We start from the raw sequence: 19,415 nt of genomic DNA, 5'->3' as shown, positions 1-19,415 counted from the left end.
ACAATTTTGGGATAATATTCGGGGCCCGTATCCAAATTATGGTTATAGGCGGTTAATCCGGCCTCGGCCAAACGTCTGGCCTGATCTTCGTTGACCATACCTAAGGTAACACAGGCTTCCATATCCAAGGCGCGAACACCACGGATCATTTCTAAAACGGCATCAAATTCCTTACCGTCCCGCACTTTGCGCCACGCCGCCCCCATACAAAAACGCTCGGCACCGGCCTTTTTGGCTTTCGCAGCCAAAGCGATAACCGCCATCGGGTTCATCAGCTTTTCGCGGGTTAATTCAACATCATGATGGGCGGATTGGGAACAATAGCCGCAATCTTCAGGACAGCCGCCGGTTTTAATACTCAAAAGGCTACTTTTTTGAAGATGACCTGCATCATGATAACGACGATGGACAGAATTGGCGCGCCCGATCAACTCCAAAAGAGGCAGGTTGTAAATCGCCAAAGCCTCATCCAATTGCCAGTCATAACGAACATTCTCCACAGAGGGATTCTGTTCGGCCTGATCTCTACCTGAATGAGACTGTGTTCCCACCGATACCATATTTTAAAAACCCTTTTCGCAGCGAAATAATCGCCTTTAATGCCAATAATTGGCCGTTATGGATAGCCACGCCGAAAGGATAGGCGCGACAAAGAAAACAGAAATACACAGAAGGCCATAAAAATAATGACCTAAATAGCCAATGATATTTCCTCATCACACTGATTGCGGGCATCATGGCATCCCGATATACCCGATAATATATCTATAAAATCATCTAATTTTTACCGGAATATCACCCAATATCAAAGCTGCGATAGAAGATAATATCTGGTTGATATTACGACTTTTGATCGAAAAGCTGACATCATCACCCGATTGCCCCGCTGGCACAAAAACCGCCTCATCAACAAGATCAGGGTAAACCGCCTCATTTTCCATAGGCAGCAACAAACTATCAAAAGCGAAAGAGCGATTTTCCGACAGGATCAACAAAGTATTTTTCAAATCCTTATTAAAAATATCGCCGATTTCTTCGATAAATTGGACATTGCGACTGCGGTCGATATGCTCGATAGCCAATAACAACAAAGCAAAGAAAATTTTGTCGCGATAGCTCTCGTCAAACAACAGTTCAAAGCTAAAAAAATACTTTACCCGCTTTCTAAATTTCTTTTTTAACGCGAATAAAGCCATAATAGCTTCAAAAATATCGTTTTTCTGGGATAGTTTCGGCAAAATCCAACCATCGGGGGTCGCCGCTGGAACCAAAATATCTTTTTCGACAAAAGACGAAAATTCCCGTTCAAAAGCCTTGTCCTCCAAGGCTTTTGGATACAGCAAGAAAATACCAGCGATATCCGGCTGAACGGCATTGGTCAAAAAGTCACGAAAATAGGTCTTGAACTCACAAATCCGCGATACACTATAAATAAAATCGATGGCTCTTCTTTCGCCATAAAAAAAGCTGGCCGCATGGGCAATCAAAGCAGCAAAACTATCATCACGGATAGGCGGTTGAGCATGGATCGGGGTCATAGAAAAACCCTATAAAACAAGGCTAGTTTTCAGGCAAATGAAACCTCTTTCACCCCGTTTTTCATCTCATATCCTGAAAAGAAGCACAGCCCCGTCTTTATCACCTGCCCACAATTTTCTGATAAAACGGCCTCTGCCATATATCGAATAAACCGATAAAGACGCTTTTTTTTATCTGAATAATCACCCGCAAAAACTCGGAAATTCTTTGCAGAGCAATCGTTTCCTTATCAAAACTACCCTCGCCCCTAATCAAAAGGCAACGTCCTCAGGACAGATTGCTTTCTCTTTCGGGCATAGAGGATTCAATGAAAGGAAGAAGATGGTTAAAATTGATCTCACCGGCAAAACAGCTATTGTCACCGGATCATCCGAAGGCATCGGCCTAGGCATTGCTATTCGTCTCGCGGAAGCCGGTGCCAAGGTTATTGTTAATGGCCGTCATCAAGAAAAATTGAATAGTGCGATGGCCGAAGTCAAAAAAGCCGCCCCAGAAGCCGAAGTTGTTGGCTTCGTTGGTGATCTTGGACAGGCTGAAGGCTGCGATGCCTTGGTCAAGGCGCATCCAGCTTGCGATATTCTGGTCAATAATGTGGGTATTTTCAGCCCCCAAGGCAATTTCTTCGATATCGGCGATGATTGCTGGCAGAACTTCTTTGACATCAATGTGATGTCTGGCGTTCGTCTCTCTCGCGCTTATGCCAAAAAAATGGCAGAAAAAGGCTGGGGGCGGGTGCTGTTTATTTCATCTGAATCCGGCTTCAATATTCCAGAAGAAATGGTGCATTACGGCTTCAGCAAAACCGCCCAGATTGCCATTGCCCGTGGCCTTGCCAAAACGCTGGCGGGAACCGGCGTTACCGTCAATTCTGTCTTGCCGGGGCCCACGCTCTCCGATGGCTTGAAAAAAATGCTGGAACCAGAAGTCAAAAAAACAGGAAAAAGCTACGAAGAAGCGGCTGCCGATTTTACCAAAAATCTCCGTCCTTCTTCGATTATTGAACGCGCGGCTAGCGTTGAGGAAGTCGCCAATATGGTGCTTTATGCTGCCTCGCCTTTGGCTTCTGCCACGACCGGAGCCGCTCTCCGCGTTGAAGGTGGTATCCTCAATTATCTCTAAAAATACAGCGATAACCGCAAAAAAGGGCTGCATTTTAGCAGCCCTTTTTTTACCTCACATCTCAATAACTCGATAGTCAACAAAAGGCACAACGGCTTCTGCCTCTTCCACTACACAGAAAGCCCTTTCTTTTTCATATTTATAGAAATCGTCATTCGGTCATCACTTACTCTCAAATAAAATTCTATCGACCTCGGCATTCTTTGAAGACTTAAAGACCACTCAACAATAATATTTTTATCTTCATCATAGAAAAATATCAAAATTAGAGGGTAATTTTCTTCTATTTCAAAATAGAAATAAATTAAACACTCCGTCATCAATGCCGTTACTAACAACATAAACACTTATCACAAAATAACCCTCTTAATATCCAATGATACTTCATGGGTAAATAATATTACATTGCCTAAATCATTAGATTTTTAAAGGATACATTAATGCCCTTATCCAATATCACCTGCTGGCCAAGTATCAATCTCACCCTCTACAAAGGGAATACAGCATCCACCCCAAAACCCGATAATATGGCTTCAAATGCGAAGTCACAAAATCAGGAGAATGCTGTCCAAATATCGGATAAAGCTAAGTCGCTCCTTCATTCACAGCCTGATACAGAAAACGCACAACCCTCTCTCAAATCACGCATTAACACCCTTTTTAAAGAAGCGCGTGATGACGGCTCGTTTATTACATTTGATTCTTCTAAAGGCGGAGAATGGCTTGATCTTTCCTCTTTTACAGATGACGAATTGGCTCAAATTGGAAAAGATAAAAATAACGAATTTTCAGATGATTTATCAAAACATGCCATCGCCACATTGGCAGAGCGCGTAGCCATATCCTTGAAACCCTTTGAAGCCTCGATTGAATATGGCGATTTTCGAGGCGAAGCAATGGCCACAAGAGCTTTATATAACCATATGAGTCAGGATGTCCGCGATGCCCTTGGTTGGACAGAAAGCATGGTAGAAGCCTCTGAAAAGTTAGCCGAAAAAAATACAGAAAAATTAGGCGATTTTAATATGGATACCCTCTGGGAAATGCTGCTGGAAGCCGCTAAAAAAGGCGGATTATCCCTTCAAATTAGCGACAATCAAAACGACCTACAAAAATCCGACGATAAAGCTATATAGCCGCGTTAAAATAACACCCTGAACATCATTACATTATTTGTTACGATTATTACTATTTCATGTAATTTACAAACAACCTTATTCCACCCTATACCCTCAAATATACTTAATGATGAGGGGAATTTTATGGATAATATCGTCAATATCATCGCGGCCGTGATTGCGCTCTATTTTATTGCCGCGATGCTCATGTTTTTCTACTGGCTCTATTTTCACAAAGGCAGCCTGAAAAAGGCCTTAATCCATATCGTTGTTTCCTTGGCCTTACTTTGCCTCCTTGTGGGCGGCCAAATGCTTCGCTGGAAAAGCATCAATGCCCAAAATGCCGCAGAACAGGCAGCAAAAATGCCAAAAGCGATTACCATTCAGCCTGACCTTTTAGCAATATTACAGGCTAATCCCGATCCCGCTTCCGTTGAACCGGCAAAACTCGCGGCCATCGCCCATTTAGCCGACCAACATTTAGGCAAAGCGGGTAAAGAATATGAAGCGCCCTTGAAGAAATATTTCGTCTATTACAATAGCCATATAGCATCCGAAAAACTGCCTGACACAATGGCCGCTATCAAATTTGATGCACAGCGCCGCAATGCCGAACGCGGTTTTTAATCGCCCGATTTCAAGATAATCAGCGACGATATAGCCTCGGAAAGCGCCCTCAATCGCTTCCGAGGCGAAATGATAGATTACCTAACAATAACAGCCTTTCAAAAAGACAGATTTCAACCTCACAAAAAAATTTGCCTTTCATATGAATGAAGGCTTGCAATATGTTGAAATCCTCCGCAATTTTATCTCCGTGTTGAGACAATATGAATTAGTCGATCGGGTTTTAAGCTACGATCCAAACGCCGATGAAGCGTTGATAAACCGCGCCTATGTTTTCGCCATGAAAGCGCATGGCAATCAGAAAAGGGCAAGCGGCGATCCCTATTTCAGCCACCCGCTAGAGGTGGCCGGAATCCTGACCGATATCCATATGGATGCTGAAACAATCATAACGGCCATCCTGCATGATACTGTTGAAGACACTGGAACGACCAGCGAAGAGCTAGCAAAACTCTTTGGGTCAGCGGTGGCGCGTCTGGTTGATGGTGTCACGAAATTATCGCGAATCGAGGCACAATCCGTCACCGAGCGCGCGGCTGAAAATCTCAGAAAATTCCTGCTCGCTATGTCAGACGACATTCGCGTTCTTCTGGTCAAGCTGGCAGACCGTCTGCATAATATGCGGACATTGCATTTCATTAAAAAGGAAGAAAAACGCCGCCGTATCGCCCGTGAAACCATGGATATCTACGCCCCGTTGGCAGAACGGATCGGCATGTATGAATTCATGCGAGAGATGCAGACCCTTTCCTTCCAATTTTTGGAACCGGAAGCCTATGCTTCGATCACGAAAAGGCTGGAACAACTTAACAAAGGCGATACCGGCCAAATCAAGCGCATCATCACCGGCATAGAGGCTTTGCTTAAAGAAGCGGGTATCAAAGCCAAGGTATCAGGCCGCCAAAAACACCCCTATTCTATCTGGAAAAAACTGGAAGAGCGCCATATCAGCTTTGACCAGCTTTCAGATGTCATGGCCTTTCGGGTCATCGTCGATAATACAGAAGATTGCTATCGGGCATTAGGCATTTTGCATGGCAAATGGCCAATGGTGCCGGGGCGTTTCAAAGACTATATTTCGACTCCGCGCCGCAACGGTTACAGCTCGCTTCATACGGCTGTCATTCACAATGAAAATCTCCGTATTGAAATACAGATACGGTCACAAGCCATGCACGAACAGGCCGAATATGGCCTTGCCGCCCATTGGGCGTATAAACAGAAAACGGTGCCGGACAAATTCCAGCAAAGCGGCTGGATTCGCGATTTGGTCGAAATTCTGGACAATGCCGAAAGCCCAGAAGAGCTACTCGAACATACCAAAATGGCGATGTATAAAGACCGTATCTTCGCCTTCACCCCAACAGGTGAGCTTATACAGCTTCCCTTGGGGGCAACACCGGTCGATTTTGCTTATGCTGTTCACACGGATTTGGGTGACCAAACAGTCGGTGCCAAAGTCAATGGTCGCGTGGTGCCCCTAGGCACGCGCGTTGAAAATGGCGATCAAGTCGAAATTCTGCGTTCAGCCGCGCAAACGCCCCAAATTTCATGGCTCAATTTTATTACCACCGGTAAAGCCCGCGCGGCTATTCGTCGTTTTGTCCGCCATAAAGAGCGGAGCGATACCCTTACCCTTGGAAAGCAACTTTACGAAGCGATCATCAAAAGGCTTCCGGCACCTCTTTCAGAAAATGCCTTAGAGGCGGCACTTCTTCGCTTAAATCTGAAAGAAGCCGATGATCTTTTTGAAGCCATCGCGCTTCGCAATATCACCGACGATGCTGTCATAGAGGCTCTAATGCCGGGCATGGCGCTTCAGGATGCCACCGCGCCACTGCCTCCCTTGGTCAATCATGCTATTTCAATCGAAGGCCTTACTCCGGGGGCAGCTTATGACTTAGCTGAATGCTGCCATCCCGTTCCAGGAGACCGGATTGTCGGCTTAAGAAGGCCTCATGCTGCCATCGAAGTGCATGTGATTGACTGTCCGCATCTCGCCGAAACCAACCCCGAAGATTGGGTCGATTTACGTTGGAATGACAAAGCGGAAGGGGCAACTGTCCGGCTCAAAGTTATTGTCAAAAACCAAGCGGGTGCCTTGGGTGTGGTCGCCACTATTTTCGGGGCGCATAAAGCCAATATCATCAATCTGGTTTTGGCAGACAGAGATGAAAATTTCCACGTTTTCAACGTCACATTAGAAGTCCGTGACTTACAACATTTAATGCGCATTTTGGCTGCGCTGCGTGCAGCAGACGGGGTTGTTCAAGCCGAAAGAGAGCAGCTTCCCTATGAAGCCTGATTTCTGACACCCTATTATTGCATGGTAATGGCTTGCAGGTTATAATATACTTGCAAGCTATTATTATTATACGCTTTTTTAAAAAACGAAAATATCAATTTCTGTGATAAAAATTTAAAAACTGTCTTTAGATTTTTTTGTGATAAGAACAAAATATTGTCTATTTTTTATTACAAAATTTAACGAAAATTCAAATTTTAAATAAAAATAACATATCCAGTAATAGACAGAAACAATTTCAGAAAAGCAAAAAAGTAATAAATCGTTATACGTTATTTTATTTTTTATTAACAGATGAATTTTAAACCATTTTGGTCGTTATAAAAGACAGAAAAAGCTCCAGTTTGTCCGGTTTCTGCTGCATCCACCCCCCTTTTGCTTTGAAACTACCCGAGACCGACGCGCTTACTAAAAGGTAAGGATAAAAATACCATGTTGAATTGGTTTTCTACCCAAGCCCCTATCAAGACGAAATTTCAGGTTATCGTTTTAGGGCATCTTGTTATATCCCTGTTGATGGTGCTGGCTATCTTGGGCAGTTTCTTGATCTTATCCAGTATTCCAGCAGCTATCTTTTCAGCGGCGGCGGGTATTTTACTTACCCTTGTCTTTTCTTACTCTAGCGGAAAAGCGATCAGCGAGCCTTATGTCCAAACGGTTGTTCGGATGGAAGAACTGGCCGCAGGCGATCTCAACAGCCCCATTCTCTTCCGTAATAACAAAGATTGCGTCGGCCGGATCACCCGCGCCATGGACGTTTTCCGCAACAATGCCATTGATCTTCAAGAAGTCACCAAGGGACAAAGCGTTGTTACCGACACCTTGGCCGAAAGACTGAATGGCCTTGCCAAAGGCGACTTGGCTTCTCGTATTACCAGCGCTTTTCCATCTATTTATGAAGCCTTACGCCATAATTATAATGCGGCCTTAGATTCTCTTGCTGAAATGACCCGAACGGTTGCAGAATCCAGCAACAGCATCAACACCGGCGCACGTGAAATCAGCGATGCCTCGCATGATCTGGCACAGCGGACGGAACAACATGCCGCCAGCATCGAAGAAACCTCACGGACGATGGATGATGTCACGAAAGGCATCAATGAAACCGCCTCCAGCGCGGCTCATGTCAATAAATTGATGACGGAAATCAATCGTGATGCCGAACAAGGGGGTGTTGTTATCAAAAACACCACCGAAGCTATGGGCGGGATTGAAAAACAGGCGAATGAAATCGCCTCTATTATTGGCTTAATCGACGGCATCTCATTCCAGACTAACCTTCTCGCTTTGAATGCTGGTGTCGAAGCCGCAAGAGCAGGTGATGCCGGAAAAGGCTTCTCTGTTGTCGCCGCCGAAGTTCGGGCATTAGCGCAACGTTCTGCTGATGCTGCCAATAACGTCAAAGGGCTGATTACAACCAACGCCAAGCAGATTACCGAAGGGGTGCATCTGGTTATGGAAGCGGGGGATTTGTTGGGACGCATTATTTCTCGTATTTCAGAGATCACCCAATCTATTCGGACTATTTCAGAAGCCGCCCATGCTCAATCTGAACGATTGCAACAAATTAATATTGCGATTGGGGAGATGGATTCTGTGACGCAACAAAATGCGGCCATGGTGGAAGAGGCTACCGCAGCCGCCCGCAGCCTTGCCGAAGAATCCGACAATCTTTCCAGTCAGGTCGCTCGCTTTAGCTTGAATACCGCAAGATCAACGGGTGCAAGACAGTTGACGCATGCGTAATTCAGAAAGCTATATTTAACCGGATATGGGGGCTTTTCTTTCTGTCTATCTAGCAAAACTTACAGATGGTTTTTGTTTTTTTAAATAAAATTTAAACCATTATTGCCGTAATGTTTAACAACATTCCGTCTTCTGTTATTTCCGGATAGACCGAAAGTGTAAGGAAGAAGAAATGCAAGCATTGCCTACAAAGCTTGATACAGCACAGGCGCTTTCTCTCGCAACAGAGATTAAAGCCGATTTGGAGCAAAATAGCTGGATTCACCTCAATGGAAAATCCGTTGAAATGGTAGGACAGGCTTGTCTGCAAATTCTTCTCAGCGCCCGTTTCACTGCAGAAAAGGCAGGACTGCCTTTTCTGATCGAAGATCCTAGCGAAGCCCTTCGCTATGGTGCCCGTCTTTTGGGCATCGAATCCCTGCTTTTCGTTCCATTAACCTGAGGATGAGACCGTGAGTTTCGACGAAATTCAAAATATTTTCTTTCAGGAATGCGAGGAAGGCCTCGCTAATATGGAAGCCTGTTTCTCGCTCTGCCGCGATGGCGTGCAGGATGACGAAACCATCAACACTATTTTTCGGGCTGTCCATTCGATCAAGGGGGGTGCTGGGGCTTTCGGTTTTGAACAGCTACGCAGCTTTGCCCATCATTATGAAACGCTGCTTGATAAATTACGAAATGGCGTTCTCACTCTAACCCCTGATTTGCTGTCAACTTTGATGGCGGCGTTTGATATGCTCAGCGACCACGTCGCTGCTGCCAGCGGTGAACGGGATATGCCGGATGATTCCGGTATTATGGATCGCCTGACTGCCGCCATGGAAGAAGGGGGTGGCGAACCATCAAGCTCGGCCGCCGAAGCCCCAGCGGAAACCCCGCCCGAGCCAGAAGCTCCAGCAGAAGAGGAAAGTTCTTCTGATATTGACGGAGACTTCGACTTTGACGATCTCTTAACGTCACTGGACGCACCGGCTGAAACAGAAGACAAAAAAGAACCCGAAACGACGGCTACTGTCGCAGAAGAAAAAATAGAAGAAAGCGACGCAGAGGATAACGCGCCCAAGTCATGGCTTTTGTGGTTCAAACCAGACCGCCATGCCCTTGATAATGGCAGCGACCCTTTATTATTGTTGCGCGAATTGGATTCCTTGGGTGCCGAGATAGTCGCTACTGATTATCAGGAATTACCCACACTCGAAGATATCAACCCTGAAATATCCTATCTCGGTTGGTGGGTCAGATTACCTGCGGATACGGAAGAAGAAGATATCCGCTCTGTTTTTGAATTTGTCGGCGATATTTCCGAAGTGGTTCTTACCCGCGAGGGCGATAAGAATAAAAAAATGCCACCACTGCCTGAAAAGGCAGCGTTAAAGCGGATAACCGATCAATCGGAAAAAGAGGCGCTTGCCAAAATTGAGGCACCAAAAGGCGACAAAGAAACAACCAAAGCCGTAGAAAAACCGGCAGCCAAAGCGCCGCCAGCCTCCAAACCGACCGCAAAGGTAGAAGCCGCTAAAAAACCGGCTTCCCCTACTCCGGCGGCGGCTCCAGCAAAGGCACCACCTCAGCCGCCGCGTTCGGCGGCACCGGCGATGGCACAAACCATTCGCGTTGACCTCGAAAAGCTGGATCGTCTTGTCAATCTTGTCGGTGAATTGGTCATTACGCAGGCGATGCTTGCCCAACGTTTGACGGATCAAGGTCTTTCCGGCTCTTCCGAATTAACCGATCTCGATCATCTAACCCGCGAATTACAAGATAGCGCCATGTCCATCCGCGCCCAACCGATGAAAACAGTTTTCAGTCGGGTGCCGCGTATTATCCGTGAATTGGAAGGCGAGACAGGTAAAAAAGTCCGTCTTGATGTGATCGGGGAAATGACCGAAGTTGATAAAACGGTTGTCGAACGCATCGGCGAACCACTGACCCATTTAATCAGAAACGCGGTCGATCACGGTCTAGAAACACCTGAAGAACGGGTCGCTGCCGGCAAGCCACAAGAAGGCGTTGTCACCTTGGCTGCCGAACATCGTTCAGGCCGGATTATCATTCGTATTTCTGACGATGGTAAAGGAATGAACCGGACTCGCATTCTAGAAAAAGCGATCGAAAAAGGCATCGTCGCTCCCGATCAAACCTTGTCCGACGATGATATTGACAATCTGATTTTCGCCCCGGGATTTTCGACGGCAGCAAAAGTCACGAATGTCTCTGGTCGTGGTGTCGGCATGGATGTGGTTCGCAAAAATGTTCAGGCCTTGGGCGGACGAATTAGTATCAATTCCCGTCCGGGCTTCGGATCGACCTTTACCTTAAGCCTCCCTCTCACCTTAGCGGTTTTGGATGGCATGATTGTCAAGGTCGGTGACCAGACCTTTGTTATTCCGCTCGGCCATATTGTTGAAAGTCTGCAACCGAATGAAGGCGAAATAAGCGGCATCGGCACAAGAGAAAAACTCTTAAACGTCCGCGGTGCTTATGTCCCTATCCAGTCTATTGGACGGGAATTATCGGTCGAAAATGCAGAATTAGACCCCTTCAAATCGGTTCTGATCGTGGTCGAATCCGATGGCGGTCAAGCCGTTTTGATGGTGGATCAAATTCTCGATCAACGCCAAGTCGTCGTCAAAAGCCTCGAAGCCAATTATCAGGCCATTGCGGGTCTGGCTGGTGCCACAATATTGGGCGATGGACGGGTCGCTTTAATTCTGGATGTCGATAGCTTGGTCGCCCGTTGGCGGCATGATCTCCATTCATCTTCTATCGGGATGGCTGCGTGACCCTCACTACAGACACAAAAAACGCCCTCCCTTCAGAAAGACGGGAATTCGAATATACGCTGAAAGATTTCGAGAAAGTCCGCGATCTCGTTTATCAAAATGCCGGTATTACGTTACAGTCCAGCAAAACCAATCTGGTCTATTCCCGCCTTTCGAAACGCTTGCGTGCCTGCGGGATGCAACGTTTCAAAGACTATCTCACCTATCTCGATGAAAACGAGGAAGAAAGAACGCGGGCAGTCACTTCGCTGACCACCAATCACACCAGTTTTTTTCGGGAAAAGCATCATTTTGACCATTTGGTCAATCAAGTCTGGCCAGCGCTTAAAAAGAAACTGGAATCCGGCGGCCGTGTCCGCATCTGGTCGGCAGGCTGCTCCAGCGGTGAAGAACCTTATACCTTGGCTATGGCGCTTGCGGGTAATGATCGGAATTTGCCGCGCTGGTTGCTCAAACATGACTTTCGTATTTTGGCATCGGATTTGGCTCCGCATGTGCTGGCAACGGCACGCGCTGGCCGTTATCCGAACAGCATTGCGGAATCCATTCCAGCCAGCCTTCGCAATCTCTGGATGACAGCCGATGGCGATTCCATGGTCGTTAACCCGATCTGCCAACAACTCATTGCCTTTAGAGAATTGAATCTGCTTGGCACATGGCCAATGCGGCATCAATTCGATGTTATTTTTTGTCGGAATGTCATGATCTATTTCGACGAGCCGACAAAAAGCACTCTTTTCCAGAATTTTTCCAAAAAATTAGTAACTGGCGGCTATCTCTATATCGGCCATTCTGAACGCCTTGTTGGCAAAGCCTCACAGGACTTTGTCTCCAAAGGACAAACTATTTATCAAAAGAGATCGATGTGACTGTCAAAGTACTTATCGTCGATGACTCGCCAACAATGCGTGCCATCCTATCCATGATGATTTCGTCAGATCCAGAAATCGAAGTCGTCGGCAAAGCAGACTGCCCCTCGACAGCCCGCCAGATGATTAAAGAACTCAATCCTGATGTCATGACGCTGGACATTGAAATGCCGGGCATGGACGGATTGGATTTTCTGGAAAAGGTGATGCGGCTGCGTCCAATGCCCGTCATCATGGTCTCGGCCTTAACCGCGGCGGGTGCCGAAGCCACCTTAAAGGCCATGGAGTTAGGTGCCTTTGACTGCTTCGCTAAACCCGCGCTCGGCTTTGCCTCTGATAAAAGCCAAAGCCAAATTTTGATCAGTATGATCAAGGCCGCTGCCAAGAACGGAGGCCACCGCCCTCTTTCTTTCCGCAACCGTTCGGCCTCTGCCCAAAATGCCGCGCCTGCGCCATCAAGCGTGGGTTCTGGCTATCGCCCGAAACCGGGCAGCATCATTGCTATCGGTGCTTCAACTGGCGGTGTCGAAACGCTGCTGGCTTTGCTGAAAGATTTTCCGGTCAATTGCCCGCCGACTTTGATCGTGCAGCATATGCCTCCGTTATTCACAGCGAGCTTTGCGAACCGTCTTGACCGGATGTGTCCTCCCAAGGTGTCCGAAGCTAAAACTGGTGATCCTTTGACACCGGGGCATATTTACATCGCTCCGGGTGGGGAACGCCATCTTGAATTCCAAAATGCGGCGCATGGACCTCGCTGTCTCTTGGTATCCGATGAACCAATGTCGGGTCATCGCCCTTCAGTCGACAGATTATTCTTATCGGTTGCCAAAAATTGTGGTCGTCGGGCAATCGGTATTATTCTGACCGGTATGGGACAAGATGGTGCCATGGGACTGAAAGCCATGCGCGATACAGGTTCCTTTACCATCGGACAGGATGAAGAAAGCTGCGTCGTTTATGGAATGCCCGCTGCGGCTTATCGTATGGGCGCGGTTGAAAGCCAATTGCCCTTATCCCGTATTGTCGCCAAAGCGTTGGAGGCCTGCGCCTAACAGCGAAAAAGGCAAGATGCTGTGGCCGAAACAACTATGAAAATTAATATCAATAATTTCAAACGCATTGATGTCATGCAAGGAGAAAAACAAGTCTCTAGTGAAGACGATGTTGTCTTCTCGACGGTATTGGGTAGTTGCATCGCCGCTTGTCTTTACGACCCCATCGCCAAAATCGGTGGCATGAATCATTTCCTGCTGGCCGAACCCAGTGGCAGCGATCACGACCCTAATTCACTTAAACGATATGGGGTTTACGCTATGGAAGTGCTCATCAATGCGATGCTTGCCAAGGGGGCGCATCGTAACCGCCTTCGCGCCCGTCTTTATGGCGGGGCAACCATGCGAAGCGGTTTTGGGGATATCGGTATCAAAAATGCCGAATTTGCTCGCCGTTTTCTTCAAGACGAACATATTCTTCTTAATGCAGAAGATATTGGCGGCACTACTGCCAGACGGGTGGATTTCTGTCCGGCTTTGGGGCTTGCTCGTTGTCGCCATGTCGAAAACCAAAGACCGGTCGAAAGACTGGAAGTGGTTCCCGACAAAGCAGGGGATGTTACCTTTTTCTGATATTACTTTTTACAAAGCGATATCCTATATTCGGCTTCATTCAGCGATTTATCCGCTTTTGTCACTCAAGAGATCGGGTCATTTTTGAATAAAGGCTCAGGGAATACAGATTTTTGAGTGAAGGCTAGTTTTCAGGAATATATCATGGCTCAAACGATAATGACTGTTGATGATTCACCCAGTATGCGGATGCTTTTACGGGCAGCGCTTGGCAAAATGGGATATACAATCATCGAAGCCGAAGATGGCATTGATGCGATGGAAAAATTAAGCAATAATCGTCCCGATTTGCTTATCACCGACATCAACATGCCGCGGATGGATGGCTTTGGCCTGATCGAAAATGTGCGACAGGATGACAGCTGGCGCAATATGCCGATCTTGGTTCTCACAACCGAAACCTCGGATGAGAAAAAACAACGGGCAAGAATCGCCGGTGCCACCGGATGGATTGTTAAACCTTTCAGCCCCGATAAATTGGCAGCGGCCATTCGACGGGTGCTTCATTAACATTTTCAGCTTATCAGCCGTTCCTTTTAAGGCGTTTGTTTCATTAAACTACCCTAATCGGCTTTACGATTTTATTTCGGGACACAAAGTTTTTCGGAAAAAATTTTCAACCATTTTTCAGGCGGTGAAAAAGGAGGCTCTTCATTATGGGCGAAACTAAAAACGAGCTGGTGGCAGGAAAAACGGAAAACACGGCTTTGCAAAATCAAGCCCATGATTGGCAGCATTCTTCCGGCGCGCGCCAGTTAATCACTTTCCATATCGGGGAACAATTTTTCGGGGTCGATATAATGGCTATCCGCGAAATTCGGGCATGGTCACCGGCCACTAACTTGCCCAATGTTCCCAATTATGTCCGCGGCGTTGTTAATCTTCGCGGCGTGGTGCTTCCGGTTTTCGATCTCCGCCAACGGCTCGGCTGGGGCATGACCGAACCAACGGCACGCCATGTCATTATCGTTGTCCAAATCGGGGAACAGTTGCAAGGCCTGATTGTCGATGCCGTCAATGACATTGTGACCGCCCGTCATGAAGATTTGCAACCGGTGCCAGATGTCGGGGAATCCACGGCCGCCCGCTTCTTGGAAGGTCTGGTCACGATTGATGACCGAATGATTATGGTTCTTGCCTTGGATCGCCTGCGCGAAAACGGCTTGCCGATACCAGATCAGGCCGAATAGGCAAGATTGCGACGCTTCAGGATAAAAAGTAACCAGAGGGCGGCTAAATGAACACCGCCCTCTTTCGGCTTTTCAACTGTTTGGCTATAGCTTTTTTATGAACCGACCTTCTCTAAAGCATTTTTACATCAAATCCTTTGGCTGCCAGATGAATAGCTATGACGGCGAAAGGATGTCCGAATTATTGGAATCCCAAGGGATGAAAGCGGTAGAAGATGCGGCCAGTGCCGATCTTGTCGTTCTCAATACCTGCCATATCCGTGAGAAAGCCGCGGAAAAGGTGTATTCCCAAATCGGTCGGTTAAGACGCCCTGATGGCTCTTCTCCGATGATTGCTCTCGCCGGATGCGTTGCACAGGCCGAGGGTGCCGAAGTGCTGGCCAGAACCAAGATGGTCGATATTGTGGTCGGGCCCCAAGCCTATCACCATTTACCCGAATTGATTAAAAAAGCGGCTTCAGGCAAAGTCGTTGATATCGACATGCCGCTTGAATCCAAATTCGATGCGCTTCCCGAAAGGCGGCAAGTGGGGGCAAGTGCCTTTCTGACGGTGCAGGAAGGTTGCGATAAATTCTGTACCTATTGCGTGGTGCCTTATACGCGCGGGGCAGAAGTTTCGCGCCCATGGTCACGCATTGTCAAAGAAGCCCACGCCTTGGTAGATAAAGGCGCAAGGGAAATCACGCTACTCGGTCAAAATGTCAACGCATGGACAGGCGAAGACGAAGTCGGACGGAATCAAGGCCTTGATGGTCTTATTCGTGCCTTGGCTAAAATCGACGGACTGGAACGGATTCGTTACACCACCAGCCATCCCAATGATATGACAGAAGGCTTGATCGAGGCACATGGTGAAATCGACAAGCTGATGCCCTTTTTACATCTTCCGGTGCAATCCGGCAGTAACCGGATTCTCAAGGCGATGAACCGCGCGCATACAGCGGAAAGCTACCTTACCTTGATGTACCGATTGAAAGAGGTTCGCCCTGACATTGCCCTTTCCGGTGATTTTATCGTCGGTTTTCCGGGTGAAAGTGAAGAAGATTTTCAGGCCACTTTGGATTTGATTTCAGAAGTCGGCTATTCTTTAGCCTTCAGCTTTGCCTACAGCCCTCGCCCAGGGACACCGGCTGCGGATATGGATAATCAGATTGATCCCGAGATCAGCCGTGAGCGCCTGCAAAGACTGCAAGCCTTGCTTAATCAGCAACAATTCGATTTCAATCAGCAGACGATTGGCCGGAAAGCCACTGTCCTGATCGAACGGAAAGGCAAAAAAGCAGACCAGATGATCGGTAAGTCGCCTTGGCTGCAATCGGTCATTATCGAAGCGCCGGTGGCGATTGGTGATCTTGTCGAGGTCACTTTGACGGATGCAGGGCCCAACAGCGTGAAAGGCCAATGGCTTAATCAAAAACAGCTTGCCACGGCCTAGATTCCTTGGCGGATGAAACGCCCCATTTCGATGGTTTCCTTGTCACAGGAAATAGTCTAGCATCACCAAAGCCACGCCTTCCAAAGGGCGACGATATAGGGAAAAAGAATGGCGCGCAAAATGGTGCAGGCTCAGGCCGGTGATCTTGCCCGACTTGAGCTTATTTTTGATAAGCCTCAACTATTAGGCCGTCTCTTTGGTGAATATGACCAAAATCTGGTAACTATTGAAAATCGCCTCGGCGTTTACATCGCCGCCAGAGGGAATCGTTTGCAAATCGAGGGTGAAGCTACCCATGCGGCACGCGCCCGCGAAGTGCTGACCAGCATCTATAACCGGATTATCCAAGGGCAGGAACTGGATACAGGTGCCGTAGAAGCCTTTATCGCGATGTCCTCCGATAATTCGATGGAGGGCATTATCAGAACCGATCACGGCCATGCACCGGAATTGTCCATTCGGACGCGGAAAAAAACGATTATTCCGCGCTCAGCGACCCAAATTCGCTATATGGAACAACTCAAGTCAAAAGATATCATCTTTGCGCTTGGGCCCGCTGGTACCGGCAAGACCTATCTTGCGGTAGCACAGGCGGTGCAACAGATGATTCAAGGTTCGGTTGATCGCCTCATTCTTTCCCGTCCAGCGGTCGAAGCAGGGGAAAGGCTCGGCTTCCTTCCGGGCGATATGAAAGAAAAGGTCGATCCTTATCTCCGGCCGCTTTATGATGCCCTTTACGATATGCTACCGGCGGAACAGGTCGAACGTCGTCTTGAAAATGGCGAAATCGAAATTGCACCCTTGGCCTTCATGCGGGGACGGACGCTTTCCGATGCCTTCGTTATTCTTGACGAAGCCCAAAATACCACACCGGCACAGATGAAAATGCTTTTGACCCGCTTCGGGATGAACAGCCGAATGGTCGTTTGCGGTGATCCATTACAGGTTGATTTGCCCAATCCGGGAAAATCTGGCCTCGCCGATGCGGTGCGCCGCCTTGAAAATGTTGATGGTATCGGTATTACCCGCTTCACCGCACAAGATGTTGTCCGTCATCCTTTGGTTGGACGCATTGTTGATGCCTATGAAAATACGCCGATAGGCCGCGCTCGTTTAGCCATGCTCGAACAAAATCCGGCCACGGTTGACATGAGCGTTCTTGAAAATCCACCAAAAGAGACTCCTGATGATAACGGTTGAAGCCGATATATCCGATTTATGGCCAGAGCAAAGTAACTGGGAGGCTCTAGCACAAACGGCCTGCCAACAGGCCGTTTCTGTAAGTGCCTCCGATTTTCTTCTTGCCAAAGACTATGAAACCGAAATTTCGGTATGCTTTTCTGATAATGACACGGTTCATGCGCTGAATAAAACATGGCGCGATAAAGACCGCCCGACTAATGTGCTTTCTTTTCCGATGATGGAAGCCGAAGAACTCGCCAAAATCAAAAACAGGGCGGGTTCCGAATGCCTTCTTGGCGATATCATTCTTGCCTTTGATGTCGCGAAAAAAGAAGCCTTGGAAAAGGGCATTTCACTTGAAAATCACGTCACCCATTTAATTACCCATGGCACCCTTCACTTATTAGGCTATGATCATATCTTGGACAATGAAGCCGAAATAATGGAAGATTTGGAAAGAAAAGCCTTGGCTCAACTCGACATTCCTGACCCCTATTCAGATCATGAAACGGGCAAGGAAGGTCTTGACGAATAAATCAAGTCCATTCACTCTACTACCCACCAATCAAGCGGAGATAACGCGCGGGAGATGTCTGAAGATTCCAGTACCGACAACGGAGGCGGCTTGTGGCGCGGCCTTCGTAATTTCCTTTTCCACGAAGAAAAAGAACCCACTCTACGCGAAGTCATTGAAAAAGCGATCGAAGAACACGAGCATGATGCGCCTGATCGCGATGACCTATCCCCAATAGAAAGACGGATGCTCCGTCGCCTATTACATTTTGGTCGCCGGTCAGCCGGAGATGTCGGCACGCCTCGCGCCGATATTGTCGCGGTTCCCGACGATATTAACGGGCAAGAGCTGATTGCCGCTTTTGCCAATAGCGGTCTCAGCCGCCTTCCGGTTTATAAAGAAACCTTGGATGATATTATTGGCATGTTGCATGTCAAAGATATCTTCAGCCTGATGGCCGAAGGCCAAAGGGATAATTTCGATTTAAAAGCCCTACTCCGCCAACCTCGCTATGTCCCTGAAACTATGGGGGTGCTTGATCTGTTGGCTGAAATGCGGGCAACCCGTACCCATATGGCGATTGTCTTGGATGAATATTCTGGCACCGAAGGTCTGATTACCATCGAAGATCTAGTCGAAGAAATCATCGGCGATATCGAAGACGAACATGACGAAGCCCCAACCGCGCTTCTGACCGCTCGTCCAGACGGTATTTGGGAAGCCGAAGGCCGGACAGAATTGGAAGACATCGCGGAATGGATTGACCCCCATCTCAGCGAAGTCGAAGAAGATGTTGATACCATCGGCGGTCTTGCGACTGTTTTGGCGGGACATGTTCCACAACGGGGCGAAATCTTGGAACATCCCAGCGGTTGGCGCATTGAAATTCTGGCCGGAGACAGTCGCCATGTCGAACGGGTCAGACTTTACCCCCCTAAAAAGAATCCGGATGAGGATTAAAGCCCTTTATGCTTAAAAATATCTGGAACCGGATGAGCAACCGAAGACGCCTCCTTAGCGGGATGCTGCTTTTGGCCTGCATAAGCGCGCCGGTTGTTCTCAGGGATCGGGCGCATGTGCCTTTTGATCAGGTCACAGGCACAAAACCGGTTCTAACCGAACCCAGATGGCATAGACTTTGGCCGGTTTTCAATCCGGGGCGCTTTGTCGGGTGGTCGGACGATCATAAAAAGCCAGAAACAGTTTCGGGTTTAAAAATATCGCTTTTTGCCGATAAACTATTTCATCCCCAATGGCTTTATCTGTTACCGAATGGCGATATTCTCGTTTCAGAATCCAACGCTCCGATTTCCTCTCGTCATAAACCGGGATTTCTCAAGCGTCTTTTCTGGCATCTTAC

General features: G+C 47.7%; 18 protein-coding genes and 1 pseudogene. 17 read left to right on the top strand and 2 right to left on the bottom strand.

The window, feature by feature from the left end; genetic code table 11:
• Positions 1-560, bottom strand: a 560-nt coding sequence (locus LDL18_RS05845; RefSeq protein ID WP_296507718.1) for a radical SAM protein, incomplete at its 3' end; no start/stop codon positions are given.
• A gap of 213 nt (positions 561-773) precedes the next feature.
• Positions 774-1,538, bottom strand: coding sequence for a hypothetical protein (locus tag LDL18_RS05840; RefSeq protein ID WP_296507716.1), 765 nt, complete (start codon positions 1,536-1,538; stop codon positions 774-776).
• Positions 1,539-1,860: 322 nt separating this feature from the next.
• On the opposite strand from LDL18_RS05840, the gene LDL18_RS05835 reads away from it, so the two are divergent.
• The 17 genes and pseudogenes from LDL18_RS05835 to LDL18_RS05755 all read left to right on the top strand — a co-directional run.
• Complete coding sequence (locus LDL18_RS05835; RefSeq protein ID WP_296507714.1) at positions 1,861-2,658, top strand: SDR family oxidoreductase; 798 nt, start codon at positions 1,861-1,863, stop codon at positions 2,656-2,658.
• Between the two features lie 440 nt (positions 2,659-3,098).
• On the top strand, positions 3,099-3,794 hold the full coding sequence (locus tag LDL18_RS05830; protein WP_296507712.1) for a hypothetical protein: 696 nt from the start codon (positions 3,099-3,101) through the stop codon (positions 3,792-3,794).
• 126 nt (positions 3,795-3,920) lie between these two features.
• Entirely contained in the window at positions 3,921-4,403 is a 483-nt protein-coding gene (locus LDL18_RS05825) for a hypothetical protein (protein ID WP_296507709.1), read from the top strand.
• A gap of 142 nt (positions 4,404-4,545) precedes the next feature.
• Positions 4,546-6,708: a bifunctional (p)ppGpp synthetase/guanosine-3',5'-bis(diphosphate) 3'-pyrophosphohydrolase gene (locus tag LDL18_RS05820; RefSeq protein WP_296507708.1), complete on the top strand. Its 2,163-nt coding sequence runs from the start codon at positions 4,546-4,548 to the stop codon at positions 6,706-6,708.
• 432 nt (positions 6,709-7,140) lie between these two features.
• The gene (locus tag LDL18_RS05815; RefSeq protein WP_296507707.1) at positions 7,141-8,454 is read left to right on the top strand and encodes a methyl-accepting chemotaxis protein; all 1,314 of its coding nucleotides are present in this window, start codon (positions 7,141-7,143) and stop codon (positions 8,452-8,454) included.
• 172 nt (positions 8,455-8,626) lie between these two features.
• Complete coding sequence (locus LDL18_RS05810; RefSeq protein WP_296507706.1) at positions 8,627-8,896, top strand: chemotaxis protein CheX; 270 nt, start codon at positions 8,627-8,629, stop codon at positions 8,894-8,896.
• Between the two features lie 10 nt (positions 8,897-8,906).
• Positions 8,907-11,237: a chemotaxis protein CheA gene (locus LDL18_RS05805; protein ID WP_296507704.1), complete on the top strand. Its 2,331-nt coding sequence runs from the start codon at positions 8,907-8,909 to the stop codon at positions 11,235-11,237.
• Positions 11,234-12,106, top strand: coding sequence for a protein-glutamate O-methyltransferase CheR (locus LDL18_RS05800; protein WP_296507702.1), 873 nt, complete (start codon positions 11,234-11,236; stop codon positions 12,104-12,106). Before LDL18_RS05805 ends, LDL18_RS05800 begins: the two co-directional genes overlap by 4 nt.
• Positions 12,103-13,161, top strand: a complete 1,059-nt coding sequence (locus tag LDL18_RS05795; protein ID WP_296507700.1) for a chemotaxis response regulator protein-glutamate methylesterase — start codon at positions 12,103-12,105, stop codon at positions 13,159-13,161. The genes LDL18_RS05800 and LDL18_RS05795 overlap by 4 nt, the downstream gene beginning before the upstream one ends.
• Positions 13,162-13,182: 21 nt before the next feature.
• Positions 13,183-13,734, top strand: a complete 552-nt coding sequence (locus tag LDL18_RS05790) for a chemotaxis protein CheD (RefSeq protein WP_011240053.1) — start codon at positions 13,183-13,185, stop codon at positions 13,732-13,734.
• 144 nt (positions 13,735-13,878) lie between these two features.
• The gene (locus LDL18_RS05785) at positions 13,879-14,244 is read left to right on the top strand and encodes a response regulator (RefSeq protein ID WP_296507693.1); all 366 of its coding nucleotides are present in this window, start codon (positions 13,879-13,881) and stop codon (positions 14,242-14,244) included.
• A 146-nt stretch (positions 14,245-14,390) separates the two neighbouring features.
• The gene (locus LDL18_RS05780) at positions 14,391-14,924 is read left to right on the top strand and encodes a chemotaxis protein CheW (RefSeq protein WP_296507691.1); all 534 of its coding nucleotides are present in this window, start codon (positions 14,391-14,393) and stop codon (positions 14,922-14,924) included.
• A gap of 97 nt (positions 14,925-15,021) precedes the next feature.
• Entirely contained in the window at positions 15,022-16,359 is a 1,338-nt protein-coding gene (gene miaB, locus LDL18_RS05775; RefSeq protein WP_296507690.1) for a tRNA (N6-isopentenyl adenosine(37)-C2)-methylthiotransferase MiaB, read from the top strand.
• Between the two features lie 108 nt (positions 16,360-16,467).
• Positions 16,468-17,559: a PhoH family protein gene (locus LDL18_RS05770; RefSeq protein ID WP_296507688.1), complete on the top strand. Its 1,092-nt coding sequence runs from the start codon at positions 16,468-16,470 to the stop codon at positions 17,557-17,559.
• Positions 17,546-18,076 (top strand): rRNA maturation RNase YbeY, encoded by a 531-nt coding sequence (gene ybeY / locus LDL18_RS05765; RefSeq protein ID WP_296507684.1) that lies wholly within the window; start codon positions 17,546-17,548, stop codon positions 18,074-18,076. Before LDL18_RS05770 ends, ybeY begins: the two co-directional genes overlap by 14 nt.
• A 54-nt stretch (positions 18,077-18,130) precedes the next feature.
• Positions 18,131-19,015, top strand: a complete 885-nt coding sequence (locus LDL18_RS05760) for a hemolysin family protein (RefSeq protein WP_296507682.1) — start codon at positions 18,131-18,133, stop codon at positions 19,013-19,015.
• Between the two features lie 8 nt (positions 19,016-19,023).
• Positions 19,024-19,415, top strand: a pseudogene (locus LDL18_RS05755) (hypothetical protein); the annotation flags it as partial.

Origin of the sequence: Zymomonas sp. (assembly GCF_020216885.1) — a bacterium.
Lineage (GTDB): Bacteria > Pseudomonadota > Alphaproteobacteria > Sphingomonadales > Sphingomonadaceae > Zymomonas.
This window is presented reverse-complemented; position numbering and strand designations above follow the sequence as displayed.